The organism is Aeromonas sp. 55A (genome assembly GCF_051919665.1).
Lineage (GTDB): Bacteria > Pseudomonadota > Gammaproteobacteria > Enterobacterales > Aeromonadaceae > Aeromonas > Aeromonas veronii.
The window spans coordinates 2,262,683-2,278,135 of sequence record NZ_JBQBEH010000008.1 but is presented as its reverse complement, the minus strand read 5'-3'; the positions used below and the strand labels follow the sequence as shown (position 1 = coordinate 2,278,135).

General features: G+C 48.6%; 17 protein-coding genes. 3 read left to right on the top strand and 14 right to left on the bottom strand.

What is annotated here, in order from left to right; genetic code table 11:
• Positions 1-6: 6 nt before the first annotated feature.
• Genes ACTG2G_RS14615 through ACTG2G_RS14600 form a run of 4 tightly spaced genes read right to left on the bottom strand, consistent with a single transcriptional unit; the run spans position 7 to position 3,934 of the window.
• Positions 7-519, bottom strand: a complete 513-nt coding sequence (locus ACTG2G_RS14615; protein WP_002040537.1) for a S26 family signal peptidase — start codon at positions 517-519, stop codon at positions 7-9.
• The gene (locus tag ACTG2G_RS14610; protein WP_001044649.1) at positions 503-850 is read right to left on the bottom strand and encodes a hypothetical protein; all 348 of its coding nucleotides are present in this window, start codon (positions 848-850) and stop codon (positions 503-505) included. The genes ACTG2G_RS14615 and ACTG2G_RS14610 overlap by 17 nt, the downstream gene beginning before the upstream one ends.
• Complete coding sequence (traC, locus tag ACTG2G_RS14605; RefSeq protein WP_000648043.1) at positions 843-3,242, bottom strand: type IV secretion system protein TraC; 2,400 nt, start codon at positions 3,240-3,242, stop codon at positions 843-845. The genes ACTG2G_RS14610 and traC overlap by 8 nt, the downstream gene beginning before the upstream one ends.
• A complete protein-coding gene (locus tag ACTG2G_RS14600; protein ID WP_001228924.1) occupies positions 3,242-3,934 on the bottom strand; it encodes a DsbC family protein in 693 nt (230 codons plus the stop codon). Before ACTG2G_RS14600 ends, traC begins: the two co-directional genes overlap by 1 nt.
• Positions 3,935-4,302: 368 nt before the next feature.
• Here ACTG2G_RS14600 and ACTG2G_RS14595 point away from each other — a divergent pair, with 368 nt between their 5' ends.
• The gene (locus ACTG2G_RS14595; RefSeq protein WP_000212004.1) at positions 4,303-4,569 is read left to right on the top strand and encodes a type II toxin-antitoxin system TacA family antitoxin; all 267 of its coding nucleotides are present in this window, start codon (positions 4,303-4,305) and stop codon (positions 4,567-4,569) included.
• Positions 4,560-5,066: a GNAT family N-acetyltransferase gene (locus ACTG2G_RS14590; protein ID WP_023584043.1), complete on the top strand. Its 507-nt coding sequence runs from the start codon at positions 4,560-4,562 to the stop codon at positions 5,064-5,066. Before ACTG2G_RS14595 ends, ACTG2G_RS14590 begins: the two co-directional genes overlap by 10 nt.
• Before the next feature lie 40 nt (positions 5,067-5,106).
• On the opposite strand, the gene traA is transcribed toward ACTG2G_RS14590, so the two are convergent.
• The 6 genes from traA to traL form a co-directional block, all read right to left on the bottom strand.
• Positions 5,107-5,493, bottom strand: coding sequence for a TraA family conjugative transfer protein (traA, locus tag ACTG2G_RS14585; protein WP_023584042.1), 387 nt, complete (start codon positions 5,491-5,493; stop codon positions 5,107-5,109).
• The gene (locus ACTG2G_RS14580) at positions 5,490-6,062 is read right to left on the bottom strand and encodes a TraV family lipoprotein (protein WP_148532759.1); all 573 of its coding nucleotides are present in this window, start codon (positions 6,060-6,062) and stop codon (positions 5,490-5,492) included. The genes traA and ACTG2G_RS14580 overlap by 4 nt, the downstream gene beginning before the upstream one ends.
• Positions 6,063-6,136: 74 nt before the next feature.
• Positions 6,137-7,426, bottom strand: a complete 1,290-nt coding sequence (locus tag ACTG2G_RS14575) for a TraB/VirB10 family protein (protein ID WP_023266687.1) — start codon at positions 7,424-7,426, stop codon at positions 6,137-6,139.
• Positions 7,427-7,428: 2 nt separating this feature from the next.
• Positions 7,429-8,328, bottom strand: coding sequence for a hypothetical protein (locus ACTG2G_RS14570; RefSeq protein WP_439985574.1), 900 nt, complete (start codon positions 8,326-8,328; stop codon positions 7,429-7,431).
• The gene (locus ACTG2G_RS14565; protein ID WP_000667170.1) at positions 8,309-8,935 is read right to left on the bottom strand and encodes a TraE/TraK family type IV conjugative transfer system protein; all 627 of its coding nucleotides are present in this window, start codon (positions 8,933-8,935) and stop codon (positions 8,309-8,311) included. The genes ACTG2G_RS14570 and ACTG2G_RS14565 overlap by 20 nt, the downstream gene beginning before the upstream one ends.
• Entirely contained in the window at positions 8,932-9,213 is a 282-nt protein-coding gene (gene traL, locus ACTG2G_RS14560) for a type IV conjugative transfer system protein TraL (RefSeq protein ID WP_000433891.1), read from the bottom strand. Before traL ends, ACTG2G_RS14565 begins: the two co-directional genes overlap by 4 nt.
• 288 nt (positions 9,214-9,501) lie before the next feature.
• On the opposite strand from traL, the gene ACTG2G_RS14555 reads away from it, so the two are divergent.
• Complete coding sequence (locus tag ACTG2G_RS14555; RefSeq protein ID WP_439985573.1) at positions 9,502-10,107, top strand: hypothetical protein; 606 nt, start codon at positions 9,502-9,504, stop codon at positions 10,105-10,107.
• A gap of 26 nt (positions 10,108-10,133) precedes the next feature.
• On the opposite strand, the gene ACTG2G_RS14550 is transcribed toward ACTG2G_RS14555, so the two are convergent.
• From ACTG2G_RS14550 to mobH, 4 genes are read right to left on the bottom strand one after another with little or no spacing between them, the layout of a single operon-like run.
• Positions 10,134-10,769 (bottom strand): DUF4400 domain-containing protein, encoded by a 636-nt coding sequence (locus ACTG2G_RS14550; RefSeq protein WP_025611033.1) that lies wholly within the window; start codon positions 10,767-10,769, stop codon positions 10,134-10,136.
• Positions 10,756-11,316, bottom strand: a complete 561-nt coding sequence (locus ACTG2G_RS14545) for a hypothetical protein (protein ID WP_439985572.1) — start codon at positions 11,314-11,316, stop codon at positions 10,756-10,758. The genes ACTG2G_RS14550 and ACTG2G_RS14545 overlap by 14 nt, the downstream gene beginning before the upstream one ends.
• Before the next feature lie 9 nt (positions 11,317-11,325).
• Complete coding sequence (gene traD / locus ACTG2G_RS14540) at positions 11,326-13,146, bottom strand: conjugative transfer system coupling protein TraD (RefSeq protein ID WP_439985571.1); 1,821 nt, start codon at positions 13,144-13,146, stop codon at positions 11,326-11,328.
• A 47-nt stretch (positions 13,147-13,193) separates the two neighbouring features.
• Complete coding sequence (gene mobH, locus ACTG2G_RS14535; RefSeq protein ID WP_439985570.1) at positions 13,194-15,344, bottom strand: MobH family relaxase; 2,151 nt, start codon at positions 15,342-15,344, stop codon at positions 13,194-13,196.
• Positions 15,345-15,453 lie beyond the last annotated feature (109 nt).

Genomic DNA, 15,453 nt, shown 5'->3' with positions numbered 1-15,453 from the left:
CACCTCCTACCAAAGCGGCCAAGCGCGACCAACAATCTGCTCGCGCTTAACGGCATTCCAATAGCGGGAGTCAAAACTCGTTGCAGCCTCACCGGAAAACCAATATTCGTTTTCTTGCAGCGTCAATGAGCGGCTAAATTCTGTTTCCGCCACACCAAGACGCTGGGCTAATGCCATGCCATTTGAGACTTCAGCACCGTTCACCATCACATGCTCAGGCGTCACCTTGACTTCATCCCCAGGCATCCCTGTTAGGCGTTTCAGCATCCGAGTACCGTCGTTATATAACGGAGCGAGTCCTTTTGAGTGGAAGGCATACAAACCATCCTTAACGGGCTTTTTATTCCATAGGTCAATCAGATACACCGTGGTATCAGGCAGGCAGCGCTCTTGCTGGGTATCAATACCTATTCGGTAGCGCATCATGGCGTAGGTGCCTACCAAGGCCATGATTAACGCAAGAACAGTCAACTGGATGAGGTATGGCCGCCAAGGCATTCTTTTACGGAGTATCTGCATGAGACACCTCCTTTGAGCCTAATGGCACAAATACGGAATCATCAGCACCCACCACCGCTTGGGCATCCAGCACGATAAAACCGGCTGCTTTTAGCTTTTCAATTTGCTGATTGGTCTGAAGCAACCTGGATTCGATGTCTTGTTCGCTGGCATTGGGGCCCAGTGACAGCACAGCCTCCCCAAAATCCACGACCGCAATGGGCGTACTTAACGCCAACTGGCTGTGGATGGGTTCGAGTGTTTTCATTAAGAGCCAGCTGGTCATTAAACCGCTACCAGCAATAGACAAAGTAATAGAGGCCATAAATGGCCAAAGCGTGGTCTTATTCATAGCCTCGCTCCTTCAACAACTGAGAGATGGCATCAGCAACAGAAAGGCCTTTGCGCGTTAACTGTTTAATCGCGTTTACATCTTCTGCACGGGACGAGTACAACAGCTTGTGAAACGGATCGACGATGAGGCGGCCAATCCCGGTGCCCATTTCGGTAATAAAGAAAATTTCGGAATAGACACCAGTGACGGTATGAACCGTTTTCAGGTATTCATAGCCGCCTTCACCTAGTGGCAAGCGGCCTTCTTTTTTGAGCGCGTTGATGGTTTCAGCTTTTTGACCAAGCAGGTACATATTGGCTGAGTTTTCAGCGATGGCTTTACCTGTAGGGCTATCATACAAATCGTTGACCGATTGCGTTACCGTTACAGCACTGCCACCATATTTTCGAAATCGCCGGTAACCCGTTTCGATAAATTTACCGACATCACCTTGAGTCAGCAGATCCCAGGCTTCGTCGATGAACACAATCTTGCGACGATCCCGCTCACCTAAGTACATCTCTTGTTGGATTTGGTAGATAAGCTGAAGCAACACCACTTGTTGTAGATGCTTACGCCCCTTGAGCTCTTCTAACTCCAGAACGGTGAAACGGTTTTTGAAGCGAATATTATTGTGGCCATTAAAGAAGCGGCCATATTCGCCCTGTGTCGTAAATGGATAGAGCTGCTCACCCACGTCTTGCACACGTCGGTCTTCGTGATTTTTCAAGGCCTCTGCCACATCATCAACCAACATGGCACGACCTTTTTTCTCCCACAGTTCACGGGTCTGACGCTTTAGGTTTGCCATCTGAAAATCGGTTAATGACTGCGTAGGTGCGGCCATTGCGGCCAATAACCCAACCAACACATCCGCTTCTTCGTCATAGTCCTCAACGATTTCAAACGGATTTAAGCAAATGCCACTGTTTCGCCCGAACTGTAAGAACTCACCGTCATAGACTTCACACAGCTTTTCATAAGAGCGGCCAACATCAATCACCCAGCATTGCCCGCCTTCTGATAGGTAGGAGGAGATGATTTCGTTCACCAGGAATGACTTACCCGATCCCGATTGCGCCGCGATGCAACAATTGTAATTACTGCCCGAGTCATAAAGGGACACACTCATGATCTGGCCATTACGGGAAACAAAGTTAATCACCGGCGTGCCAGTGCCTTTCCAATCCGCAAATAAAGGCAACAGAGGGATGACATGCCGTGTCGCCATGGTCTTGAATCGAAACAAGTCGTTCATCGCCTGGCGGTCAGCACCAAATGGCAAGGCATTCAGGAAAATGGGCAAACAGAAGTACTTGTCTTCCATCAGCTCAAATCCGAGTTCTTTGAAATAAGTTCGAGCATTTGAAACAGAGCTGATGGACGCTTCTCCCGTTGGTGAAAACAGCGTCAAAGTCATATTGGCCCGAATAGGACGATCACCTTCTTGCAAAGCTTCAAAAAGAACATCAAATCCCTTTTTCTTGGCTGCAAGCACCGGCACAAACTTGAGCATCGGGCCATAGGCCTGATTGACCGCCCACTGACGCTTCGTCTCTAAACGAGATCTCATCGCCTCAGCTGAGGGAAAGTGAATGGTGACATTTAGCAAAAAGCTGCCGCGTAAACCGCGACTGCCCGTCATCATATCGCCCGCAAAACTTGCGGCATGACCAAACCAGATCCGCTCAGGCAAGCGTTTAAACGATAAGGTTTTAACTCGGTAATCGCCCAGCATCAGACCTTGGCTATCCACCTTGATAGCTCGGTCATAATCCAACACTTGCTCCCGAAGTGGTTTATCTGCCTCACTGCGGATTGGTGATGGATTGCGCCAGGAAGCATCTTTTCCCCAGTTAAGCTGAGCACTTATTGCCGCGAGCCAGTTTCGGTCAGTCATCTCAGTGACGCGAAAACCAACCGTTGCCAGCGCTTGCGAGAAAGAAGCCCGAAGCGCGGATGCTCGACTCAACTCACGCTCCGTCGGTATAGGACTTTCCAAAGGCAATTTGCAGGTGACGATCAGTTGAAAGTTGCGAACCTGAGTCTGGGTCGATTCTTCTATCGGTTGAACCGTGCCCCCATCGAGAAAATCCGCACGTTTGCGTATCGACGCCCTAAGCAATGGATCGGATTGACGATGCCGTAAGCCCATCATGCGCTGAAGGTCGGTTTGAATATCAGGCGAGGCGTACAGGCCAAATTGCAGCAAAGTGTCTTTTGGCCAGTCGTTGTTGAGAAGAACATTAACCCTGTCTGCAACAGACTCATCACCACCCGGCAATGGGTCACATAGAAAACCAAAGCCAACACTTTGGTCTTCCATGAAAAACAGTTGCTCATCGTCTGAATAGGCCAATACTGGCAATAGCTCTGAAGCGCGTTGCCCTGAATACAGAGAGGCTTTCATTAACGCCCCTCCAACCAAGCAGAAAGATCATAAGGACGGCCTCGGCTGATGCGACCATCATTGGCGACGATGAAAGGCACACCTTGAATGCCCAGGATTTGAGCCGTCACCAAGGTACGCTGCATTGGTTCTAAGTTGCAGGCATCATCCTGTTCTAGGTTACCAATCCGGCCATTCAGCAATGCATCGGTGGCCGCTTTTTTGTCACGCGCACAGCCAAGCTGGCGAACCTGACGCTCTGAATCAGGACCAAGCACTGGCACAGGGAGTATTTGGAAGGTGTATTCTTTGGTTAGCGGTAGGGCTTGTTTCAAAAGCTCATGGCAATGCGGACACCGGGGATCAACAAAGACCACCACTTTCTTTTTGCCTTCACCCAGCGTCAGTGGATTCAAATCATCCATTTTTAAGCCAAGACGACTTAAGTCCAGCGTGTTACCCGCTTCACGAATTTCTTCAAGGCTGGTAAGCGGCTTTTTCGACCAGGCATCATAGAGCGTGCCATCAATGACGAACCGGCCACTGTCTGACATGAAAACAATACGGCCATTGCTTTCGACCGCTTTCATACCCGTGACCGGCAAAGAAACCATGCCGTCAATTTTGCCAACGGGCGACACTTCAGACACAGGTTCAGCTTGAACCAATGGAGACAGCGCAAGCGCCAGAATAATTGGAGATAGTTTTCGCATGAGGAGTCCTCGTTAATGTAAATCGAGGCTCCAGTCTATGCAGTTGTCCTATGTGGACTCGGTTAGATAGATTGAAGAATTGGATGCCTTGCTAGGGTGCCACTTGTTGTTACGCACTATTTGTAAGGGTATACCTTTCATTCTGCCAGCCTTACAGACTTCCCCTCAAGTCATCTGGTTTAGCTGATTCCTTTTTTTCATACCTTAGGTGTTAATTTTTGCAATGTTTTAAACCAGAAAGAGTGACATCCCCTCGAAATCAAACTGACCTACTCTCAAAGTTTCATGCCCAACAATTCGTATATCCATTGACTACACGGAAAAGTCATTTAAACTGTGTATTAAATAGATATACAGAGGATGGTGTCATGGCTACAAAGACAGCCCCAATCAACATGCGAGTACTGCCATCGGTAAGAGACATCATCGATGCCGCAGCAAGTTTAAAAAAAGTTGATAGAACCGTGTTCATTCAGCAAGCAGCGCTCAATGAAGCGCATAGTATACTGGCAGAACAGCGGGATTTTGTTCTAGAAGCAAAGGCTTTTGAAGCGTTTGATAACGAACTTCGTGCAGAGCCACAGACTCTTGAAGGTATGAAAGATCTGTTTAAGAGGAAAGCGCCTTGGGAATAAGTGCACCAACCCTCCTCACTGATGAGCACCAGCTTAATGCCTTTCAATGTGGCATTGAAGAGCTCGATACTTGGTTAAGAAAACAGGCGTTAAAGAGTCAAAAGCGGGGAACCGCGAGGGTGTATGTGGTCAATGACACTGACGCCCATCAAGTGGTCGGGTACTATGCCATTGCCATGGGATCAGTTTCCAGAGAGCAAGCTTTTAGTTCATTAAGAAGAAATAGTCCAGATCCCATTCCCATGGTGATTCTAGCCAGACTTGGAGTAGATAACGCCTATCAAGGTCAAGGCATTGCGGCAGGTCTTTTAAAAGATTGTATCATTCGCTCAGTACAAGCAATGAACGCTGTCGGTGGAGCAGGAATCTTAGTCCATGCTATTGATGGTAGTGCGCAAACGTTCTACAAGAAATTTGGCTTCAAAGAATCGACGTTTGATCCATTAGTACTCATGGCAAGGATCTGCGATATCGAAAAATCATTGTCGATAGACTGAGATGACGGCTCCCCTTTCACAAGAGAAGCCGTCAATATTATCAGGTGCCCAGTAAAACGGCGCTGATCGCTGGAACTGCTGTGCCAATGACTTCTTGAGTGCTGGCAACAACAGGTAAAGTTGCAGACATGACACTTTCAACGACTGTTGGCGTATTGTAGAGACCCATACCGCCACCAATGCCCAAGGCAAAAGCCATCAAGCTTTGGCGAGCGATACCGCCCACAATACCCACCAGTACCATGGCTCCCGCTACGATCCGTCCCAAAGTACCTTGGGTCCAGTCTTTTAGGGTATCCCACACATCGGTGAAAGCATCACCACCGGTGCCCGCAAATGAGGGCTCCGAAATCATTAACGCCATTAAACCAAGCGCACCAATAGTCATTAGGCGCTGAGTTTGAATGGTGCGAACTGCATTTGTCATTCGTTAGTTTCTCCGTAGATACTCAAGTTATCGCGCTTACCATCAGCTCCCGCTGAGGCTGAATCGCTTTGAGTCTGAAGTGGACGTAGCACTGGCGAAACCGTTCGAGGTGCTGACACCCCAATATCCCACCGGCGCGGTTCAATTTCGGTAAACACGTAGCTGGATAAATTCAGATCCCCACGGTCATCCTCCCAAGGCGCAATCCAAATCCGCATTACCCTTGAAGGAATGCGAATAGGTGCAGATTGCTGCGTCTCAGGTAATGCCGGATGGCTCAGCAGTCCTGTCTCTAAATCAGATTGTGAATACCCAGAGGGAGAACCAATTCGAGTCGCCACAGCATCAATCGTCTTGGGTGCAGCGCCATTACTGGTAAGCTCATAGACTTCACGAGCGGATAAACAGCGCACACCGTCAGGCATACCTGGGCATCCATATTCACTACTCCCAAGACTCAATGAACTACAGCCAGACAATAAGGTTGAGCCGACTGCCAATAAAAGTAATCCAGCTTTAGACCACTGTTTTGGCTGGTGCTTTGAGTTGTTCTGCATTGATGTCGTCATGGTTAACTCTCCTCTGGATACACATCTTATTGTCTGAAACGGACTTCGATCGGTTAGCAACATGCAGGATTTTTTCATCTTCTTGCACCTCCCCCTTGCGAAGTGGCCAACGACAACGAGGCACCACGAGTGACTATGACTTCAATTTTCCTTGCGGCGTCTACCTCTATGACTGGGAACATATTTTCAGCCATGTCCAAATAGAACTTGGCCACTCGATCCAATGCTTTACCAGTGCCTTTAATCGCAGCACCTTGTAATGCTTCTTGGCTCATGACTTGCTGGTACAGCTGAGTATCACCGGCATTACCCGTCTGAATCGTCGGAACAGGATTCACATCAAATGCGCCTGCCAAGCCCTGAAGGAATCCGGCCATCATCGATTTGGCCACCAGCTGGCCTTGTTTCGACACTAATCGGCCACGAATACCGGCTTTGCCGTCTTCACCCACGGCATAAGAATCCAGTCGTGTTTCAATGACGCCACCATCTTCTCTCACACATGAAATGGTCTCGCCTCGCAAATAAGCACGCTCAGAGCTCAAATCACCGTAACCTGCGGCGATCAAGAAACACTCTTTGATATCCGCTCTAAATCGGTTGGGTAAAATGGCTTCCTTTTGAATCCTCAGCAATGCAGGAAAAGGCTCGCGTCTTGCGGACTCGTGAGTAGGAGCATCCAAACCTGTGATCAAAGTACCTGAGATGATGCTGCCCGCCGGTAGATACAAAGGCGGCGCTTCTTGCACAACAACCTCTGGTTCAGCAACCACTTCAGGCTCAATCATACGAATCGTGATTGGCGGCAATGGAACATCTCGTGCTCGTGTACCTTGGCCATTGGCTGGCTGCTGATAGAGCGGATCAGGCAGCGGCGCATTGGCAAAATAGTCGTCTGGGTTAGACGGCAGAGGCTTTTCGTCTTTGGGTAATTCCATGGCAGATAAAGGCACTTCAAAACGGCTATTTGTGCCTTCAACTGCTGCATCACCTCCTGCGCGAACATCATCAAGTTCCGCTCTAAGGCGGGCCAGCTCCGCATTGACCTCACTTGGTATAGAAGGCGAACCTGGGCTTAGCCGTCCTGAATCGACGTCACGACGCAAGCGCTCAACTTCACGACGTAACTGTTCATTGCGCTCACTGAGTAGTTTTACGTTCGCAGCCAAACTATCGACCCCAACATCACGAGTATTGGTATCCGTAAGAATGTGCCGGATCGTTTCCTGCCGGTTCCGACTGCTTGAGCCATCGTCAGGATTAGGTGAAAACACCATCACCATAAGGATGAGACCACCAGCAATACCAGCAACCGATAGACCCCGCTTCATGTTCGGGCTCATTTGTTCCCATTGTGCTTTCATCGTTACTTACCTCCCACAAGAAGCGAAGGTCGCTGACTTTCCACTGGTTCTTCACGATGATTGCGAACAACCACATACAACTCAGTCTTTTCACCCGGCAACAAGATATTGCGAGGCCAGTAAGCGCTTGCCACTATATCTGGTGCATGACAGGCTATTTCACTGGCTTCTATCGGCTCATCGGCAAAGCTTTCAACCAGTCCTACATAGACGGTGAAGTAATGTCCCGTCACAATTTGCCCCTGCTTAAAACCAAACTTTAAGCCCGGCTGAAAACATTTCGGGCTTGTGTCAGTTTGGCCAGCTAAACGGATGTCATAGCCTTGTGGTAACTCATTTAATGCAAGGCTTCTGAGTAAGTCACGTAAGCTATCGACGTATGGTTGAGCCGTTTCCCAAGTGGCGGCTTTTCGGTTCACGACGCCCTTAATAGGCCACTGCTGACCATCAATAGCTAAGGTGATTTCACGCGGTGGAATACGACGAGGTACTAAGGTGACAGATAATGCGGGCGCTTCCTGACCAGGCGGTGTGATGTAAAGTGAAACCGGTGATTCTTTGTCCGTGGCCACATATACAACATTCCCCTTGATTTGCGTCTGAGCATCACTGGTTGTTCTCACCTGAGGCGATTCAAACGGCGTCACAATCCGATTCAGATGACCAATAGCTACAGGGATCAGTTCATTAACACCCGGTGTCATCAGTAGCGTTGTTGGCACATCCGTTGAAACCGTATTGGTTTGAACCGGTGGATTTGCAGTAGCAGACTGCTTCATCACACTAGCTGGCATAATCGGCAATTCCACGTCTGCATACGACGCTTGAGATAACAGGACGCCACTCAAGATCATTGCGATTAAGCTTGGTGTCATCCATCGACTAATTTTGGTTCGCATCATTCACCCTCCGGTTTTGCTCTTGGGTCAACTTTTCACGAACGCGCTTCGTTCTAGCTTGCCCCTCATACGTATCCATCCAACTGAGCTTTGGACGGTATTGCTCAATATCGATGTCAAACTCATAGGTGCGAGTTTGGCGCTGTTCATCTCCAGATGGCCCAGAGACCAAGGAATAACCGGTCACAAAGACATGGCCGGTTTCATATTCATACTCCACTTGTCTGGGTTGGAATTTGAGCGTGACTCGGTCTTCGCGGATTTGCCTTGCCTGAATCTCCAGTGCATCGACCACTTGCTGGTACACCGCTGGAGAAAGCAGCGGCTCGATAGCAACTCGGATGAAAGACACATTACCCGGCGTCACGTTGCCCATAAGCTCAGCCAGGTAGAGTCCCCAGGATTCAAGGTAAGGCTGAGTGGCCTGGTTTCGTGACACTTCAGCCGTTTCAGACAAAGTTGGTGGTTGAATGGCTACCACGGTATTGCGAGAAAATGCCGCAACCGCAAGCAGCAAGTTAGATAGCACCAGCACTGCAATCAGAAACCGTTGCCATCGGTTCTCTAATTGCGTGCCTTGCCATGATTTTAAAAACACGTCGAACTTCACGGCAGATAGCTCCTGATAAATGGGTTAGGGATCGTCTTGGCTTTGGTTGGCAACAGCCCAGCCCAGTAGATGGCGTGAAGAATAAAACCATCCGGGCGACCATCACGAAAACGCCGATAGAGCTTGGTTGTCACCAACCCCAACAGGCATAAAACCAAGGCATTACCGGTAAAAATGCCGATCACTAGCCCCAACAGAATGGGAGCCATCTCGTCGGCACTCCAAAGCAGGAAGTGCGGCGGGTCATCGATATAGGACGGAATACTCACAGGTTCCATAGTCACTCCTCGTTGTTTGAATTGAGAAGTGAAGGATGCCTTGGGATTGGCAGGTTCAGTGGTCAGCTAGATGCCGAATTCTTGAAGGTTTTGAGGGTTCTACTCAGACAATACTAACAATTGATCTTTTTGATGCGGTTGATATGATGAGGATATTGGTCGTGTCGAGACCAGCTGCCCACTTTAGCAAACCCGGACGGGACGACATGCATATCAAATTTATTTTTTGCTTAGGTTTTTTCTGCGACCTCGGCAGTGGGCACCGTATTCGCTAATAGGAGAAACTCAATGCAAATTACTAAAATCATTTCCTCTGCCACGGTTGAACTTTTAAAGCAAAAAGCACGAAAGCTTAAACGTGAAAAACCCATTACACACACTCAAGCACTTGATGAAGTTGCAGTATCTGCTGGTTTTAATCATTGGCATCAAGTTGTGCAAGCTAATGACTTACTTAAACCATCAGAAGTGGCGTTATCTTCTGGATGTGTCATGGCTTTTGATGTCAAAGATGGTATGGATGTCGATACCAGTGATGGGGTTTTAATTGAAGACCACTTCTTGGAAATGCTCACTGAAAAGCAGCTATTTGAAATTTATGCCAATTCCCCTGATTATGCCAATTCCCCTGATGAGGAAGATGAGCAAAACAGGCCACTAAAAGAAACGCTATCGGATTCAGAGCTTCATGAGTATTTTCGAGATGATTGCTCATTCATGCACTTTCGCCTAGCCGAGTCTCATGCAAACAAACCGTTAAAAGAAGTATTGGCTCTTATACGACAGTACTCGTTTTGGATGCCGCAATATATTTGGCTTCAAGGTCACCTTATTGATACTTATCATTTGCCAGCGGAAGACGAGAATGGCAATACCGTAGGCGTCAGGTTTTAGCTCTACAAGATGGGGCCTAACTGGCCTCATATCTTCTTCTGCAAGTGACTTAACGCCAACCCCGCCATCAATGCCAAACCGATGATCAGCGACGGTAACACCACCGGTGGAATAGCCAGCGGGGCGAACAATCCCATAAACAGCAAAATGACACCTGAGCCCAGGATAATCATGCTGTAGCGGTGAATGATTGGGCTCGAAAAATCAAAGGTTGTCTTCTTAATCTTCCAGGTCATCAAGCCGTCCCACAACGCCGGTAACATGAGAATAAGCGCAAAGGGCAACCAGACCATCAGCAAAGCAAATCGAGTGAACACTTGGTACAACACATCAAAAAATGCCTGAATACGGTCTTCTACCCACACAAACCAAAAGCCTCCCATGTTCTCCATCCCTTTAGAGCGCAGTCGTTGCTCTTCAGTGGGGATTAGAAAATCACGCACAGATTGCTCCATCTGTGTATCCACAATCCATGACTGATACCAGCCATGGCTAGTTTGACCAATCCAATAGCTTGTTTGTGCGCCCAATTGGTTTTGAATCATCTGCTTCTCTTTATTAATAACCCGGCCAGTCCAATCACCGGGCACTAACACGCCAATGGCAATAATCTCCAGCATCAGTGCCAGACACAGCAGCCAAACCGACTTATGCTTGCTCATGCCAAACATCCTCTTCTACTCGCGCCAGCATGGCTGCAACGGTTGGCGTCATAGTCCGGGCTTTAATCACTTGTTGAAGCCGCTTTGTCGTCGTATGACCACTGACATAACGCACATCGATGCGTCCTTCAGCCAAATAGGCCATCCGATTTGGACGATTACGAATCCAGGTGTGGAAATACACACCATCTACGGCAGCCCACTCGAAATGGTCAGGATCTCTCAGGCGAATCCCCGTTAAAGCACTGGCGGCAGTCCAGGTCAGTGCCTCAATGAAATGCCACAGGCGTACACTGTCATCATCACAACTGACTTCTTCATAACTGCCCAAGCCATTACACAGACACAAATCAAAGATGGAATGGCCATCTAACGTGAACGCATCCGTTAAATAGTCCGCCAAACAGTGTACTGAAGCCAAAGCATGAGGCCAGTCGGTTTCAAGCAGTCTTAAAGATTCCTTGAACTGAGGGTTATGTTGCTGCCACTGAGCGAGCATTTCTTTACTGGTAAGTGTTGTCATTTTCAGACAGACAGAATGATGCATACAGACTCCTTATGCTGCCTGTGTAGAGCTGGTTAAAATAGGAATGCGGCCTTTGATCACGCGGCCACCTGAAAGCTTGGCGATGTACTCCAGGTTGGGAAGCTGGCCTAATAACTGCGGTGGAAACATATCGCCTTCTTCCTCCATCAAGCGTTCGCCATGATTGCCGGTAAATAACGCGGGGCTGTCCGAGTTGGACGACATACCTTGAGTTTGCATGATGTACTGCAACCGAGTCTTAGGCAGATTGTCAGTAATGTACTGCTGAGTTTCGGCATCCATCACCCGAAGAGCTATCAGGTTGTTGATGTTACCTAACACCTGGCGAGCCTTAGCTTCACTGCCTGTACGAGCTGCAAAGTCAGCAAAGGTCTGAGTAGCAATCACACAACGCATTTTTGCGCCACGGCCTTTGTTGAGCAGTTGAATGAAGGGATCGTTGACGACTTCAGCCGCCTCATCGATGAAGATATTTACGGGACGATTTTCAACACCATAGTTATAGCGGTCACCGGCCACGGCGGTGAGATCGGATAAAAGCAACGAACCAATGGCGCTGCCAACCATGGCGTCGGTCAATGAATCCAAGCCGATATACGCCACTTGGGCATTGTTGATAATTCGGCCAGAATCCGTAATTAACCGGCTGTCATCCACATCGTTTGCAATCGGTGATAGCAGTGGACCAAGTTCACTTGATGTGAGCATATTGAGCACCGGCATCAATGAGGCCACCATCTTGGAATAGTGGGTTCTGTCATGCTCAAACATACTCAAAAGGCCTTCCAAATCGGTATTGGCGGCAACGGGCTGAATGCGTTCGTAGTAAAAAAGTAGCATCGCCATAGCTTGTTTAGCTAATGTGTTGGCTTTTTCGGTAAAGCGCTTGATCTCCACACTAAAGTTCGGATACACCTGCTCACCCCAAGCCGTGACGGCTTTTACTACCAAACCTTCTGGACCGCCTTCCAAGAATCGTCTCAGTGTTTTCAGATCAGGACGTTGTGACGTAAGCAACAAACCTTGCACGATGTTATTCAGTGCCATTTGGCCAAAGGCTTTAAATGGATCAGCACCGGTTTCAGATGGTATTAATGCCGCAATTCGGCTGGCGATTTCAGTACCCCGGTTAAAGTTCCTCAGGGGATTAAGTCGTACTGAATGCTCAGGAAAACCCGGATGAAAATACACAAAGCGTTCAGGACTACCGGCGGCAATACAGGCTCGCTGTGCATTATCCTTAAGTTCTTTGTCTCCCTTGGGGTCAATAATAATCACGGCTTCATTGCGCAAAATGGCCTGAGTGATCATCGCATCAAAGCAACGGGTTTTTCCGGCACCGGTCGTTCCGACAATTAAGGTGTGCCCCTCAGTGTGACCAACTGGCTGGTACACATCGTCTTCTTTGGGCTCGACACCATGAATCCAGGTCGAGCCCATTTGCTTGCCATGATCCTGGTTAAGCAAGGTTTGCTTATCCCTCTTTAATATTTCATAAGCGCGTTGAGCATGACGTTGATCCCACTCAAAGCCATATCCTAACCACAATTCATCAGGATGTTTTGCCATCACTTTTTGCAAATGCGACAGCTCCATGAAAGCCAAAGGTTTGCCTTTTAATCCCTTCTGTAACTTATGAAGACGATAAGCCTCAGGCAGGCGATACAACGCCATGCCCGAGGAAATCCCTGTCATCCACCAAAATGGCTCAGGTGGTAGCTCAGTCAGCATTTCTGCGGCAATCGCCCCAGTGGCCGCAACCAGCCAGCCTGCTGCTGCCATGGCTTCATAATTCGTGCGCCAAGGCATCTCGTATGCGTTTTCTTTCATTCATGCTCCGCAAAATAACCGTTTGCAATCGCTTAATTTCAAAAGGATTAACGTTTAGCGTGAGCGGTAAACAAAACCGTTTCCCCCTCATCAAACTGGCATTGGTCACTGGCCGAGATCCCCCGAAGCAATTGCCCGGCTGGAATACCATGCTCATTGGCGACTTGGCGTAAAGTTTGAATCGTGACGCGAATACCATCGGCACTATGATCCACGTCTGGGTAATTGCCATCGGTCAGTAAGATGGGCAAATCTTTCACAAAATTAACCATCTTTTGCCGCTGTTCGTGTTTGGGGTCTGTAATTGAGTTCGTATTGGGCGCAATCGGCTTTTGCTTACGCTCCGCTCTTTTGGCGGACTCTTTTGCTTGGGCATTGGTTGTCTCAGTTCGACTCGGTCGCGGTGAAGCCTCTTCGTTCTGAATTGCTGCCGCCGGTTCTGCGTCTTGTTTGGGAAGGTCAATCAGTGCAGTAAGCCCTTTAGAAATCGATACTTTCAGCAGTAACCCTTGCTCCTGAACGCCATCATTCGTAGTCACAGTTCTGGCCTTACGTGTCGGGTTTGCAGGATCTAATTCCAGCCAATCTAATTGACTGAGTTCAGCAAGCAGTTTTCGGGGAGCACACCAAGGCCTTACGGCATCGGGATAGCGGATCAATATCTGTTCACCAACCATAACCAACGCACTGCTAGCCTCTGGAAGCCACGCCAAAGATTCAGTGAGATTCAATGCTTCTGCATCATGCTGGTTTACGTTATTTGAGATAGCGCCATCATATGAGTTGTTAGGCTTTTCACATCCATCACCTGGAGCATTTTTAGTTGCCTGGGGGTTATTAACATCACCGGCAAGACGAAGTTCATCATCTTGTTCGGACGAGTTTGTCGATGGCGACTTAGACGAATTGCCGTGTTCGATTGATGATGACGCTTCAGGCAAATCTGAATGCTCACTGGAGCGACTCTGTGACTCTGCTTGTGTTTGCTGTGTTGCTTCCCACTCAGATTTGCTAAACAGTCTCACGCTACTTGGTACATTCGAGCTGAACAATAAATCGGCCTCAGATATATGCAGCATGGGTAGCCAGATTGGCTTGTCGTCTTTGATCAGCACTTCAGGGGCAAGGCTTTCGTATCGCTCATTTGAGGCGGATTTAGTGGCCAATCCTCGCTCAATAAGGATGTCCGCAAGGGTATCGGGATCTCTTGGGATGCCCGGTATCTTGTCTTTGGCCAACAGCTCAATGATGTCCTTAGCCGCGCTTTTCCAGACCAGGTAAAGATTGGTTGATTGATTCGATTTTCGTAACCAGACTCTGGCGTCTCGCTGATTGACTAACCATTGCGAACTGGCAAGCAATCGCCTCATGGCATCAAGTAGATAGCGTTCGACTGGGACACCAAGGGCATTGTCGTCAACGGAAATTCGTTGAGCTTTCAGGTCTCGCTGGACACTGGTTTGGTCAGCTTCAATAACCAATTTAGACAGGACATGCTCGGGATCGGTATTGCCAATTGCCTCCAGCATGGCTTGCAAAATTTCAGGGCCCGGCTGGGTTAACCAGGCGAGCAACTCAGGTGTCATCACCCGGTTTAATACCAAAATTGAGAATTGCTCGTGCCGCTTGCACCGTCCGTCGCGCCAGCGAATGAAATAGCGTTCAATACTGTTATTTGTGGTCCACTGGGATAAGGTTTCTAAAAATGGGTTCCACTGATAGCGTCCATCTTCGTCTGTGATGGACAAGTCTGAAACAGGCTTACCAATATCATGGAACAAACCGCCTAATGCCGCCGCAACACGCCACCTTGGCTCTAGCTCTTTTTTCTCAACCGGTGTGCCACTGGCAACAAAGATGATCCCTTCAGCTGCTTGTGCCGCCCAGAAAGCAACTTCCAACGAGTGACGTAATAAACCACCAGCGCCACTGTGATGATGATGCTCAGACGCTGGCAGCAAGTGAACATAGGCCGCCAGATGATCAATGCAGGGCTGAATCAACCGTTGAAAATCACGCTGGTTAAAGCCAAGTACCTGGCGCAGTTTGGCAATTAGCTCGTCTTGTGTGGACTGCAAATCCTCGGGGGACGCAGCTGGCAACCCTTTCAGGAATGGCGGGTAGCGTGGAATTTCCGCATCCAGTTGCGATGACAGCTCTGGTAATGCTTTGATTTGAAAAAATAGGTTTTTGAACATAGTGAACCTCCGACACGATAGTGTGAAGGTTCATAAACTCACTGGCGGTGAATTAGATGTAAAAGAACCGCACCTATTTGACTAGGAAGTGGCGAAGCAGTTTTGTCTT

Excerpts from the sequence above, each read along its gene's own strand:
- mobH (WP_439985570.1), bottom strand. The coding sequence starts at position 15,344 with ATGTTCAAAAACCTATTTTTTCAAATCAAAGCATTACCAGAGCTGTCA.
- ACTG2G_RS14555 (WP_439985573.1), top strand. The coding sequence starts at position 9,502 with ATGCAAATTACTAAAATCATTTCCTCTGCCACGGTTGAACTTTTAAAG.
- traA (WP_023584042.1), bottom strand. The coding sequence starts at position 5,493 with ATGACAAATGCAGTTCGCACCATTCAAACTCAGCGCCTAATGACTATT.
- ACTG2G_RS14615 (WP_002040537.1), bottom strand. The coding sequence starts at position 519 with ATGCAGATACTCCGTAAAAGAATGCCTTGGCGGCCATACCTCATCCAG.
- ACTG2G_RS14570 (WP_439985574.1), bottom strand. The coding sequence starts at position 8,328 with ATGATGCGAACCAAAATTAGTCGATGGATGACACCAAGCTTAATCGCA.
- traC (WP_000648043.1), bottom strand. The coding sequence starts at position 3,242 with ATGAAAGCCTCTCTGTATTCAGGGCAACGCGCTTCAGAGCTATTGCCA.
- ACTG2G_RS14580 (WP_148532759.1), bottom strand. The coding sequence starts at position 6,062 with ATGACGACATCAATGCAGAACAACTCAAAGCACCAGCCAAAACAGTGG.
- ACTG2G_RS14550 (WP_025611033.1), bottom strand. The coding sequence starts at position 10,769 with ATGAGCAAGCATAAGTCGGTTTGGCTGCTGTGTCTGGCACTGATGCTG.
- traL (WP_000433891.1), bottom strand. The coding sequence starts at position 9,213 with ATGGAACCTGTGAGTATTCCGTCCTATATCGATGACCCGCCGCACTTC.
- ACTG2G_RS14595 (WP_000212004.1), top strand. The coding sequence starts at position 4,303 with ATGGCTACAAAGACAGCCCCAATCAACATGCGAGTACTGCCATCGGTA.
- ACTG2G_RS14545 (WP_439985572.1), bottom strand. The coding sequence starts at position 11,316 with ATGCATCATTCTGTCTGTCTGAAAATGACAACACTTACCAGTAAAGAA.
- traD (WP_439985571.1), bottom strand. The coding sequence starts at position 13,146 with ATGAAAGAAAACGCATACGAGATGCCTTGGCGCACGAATTATGAAGCC.
- ACTG2G_RS14610 (WP_001044649.1), bottom strand. The coding sequence starts at position 850 with ATGAATAAGACCACGCTTTGGCCATTTATGGCCTCTATTACTTTGTCT.
- ACTG2G_RS14575 (WP_023266687.1), bottom strand. The coding sequence starts at position 7,426 with ATGAAAGCACAATGGGAACAAATGAGCCCGAACATGAAGCGGGGTCTA.
- ACTG2G_RS14600 (WP_001228924.1), bottom strand. The coding sequence starts at position 3,934 with ATGCGAAAACTATCTCCAATTATTCTGGCGCTTGCGCTGTCTCCATTG.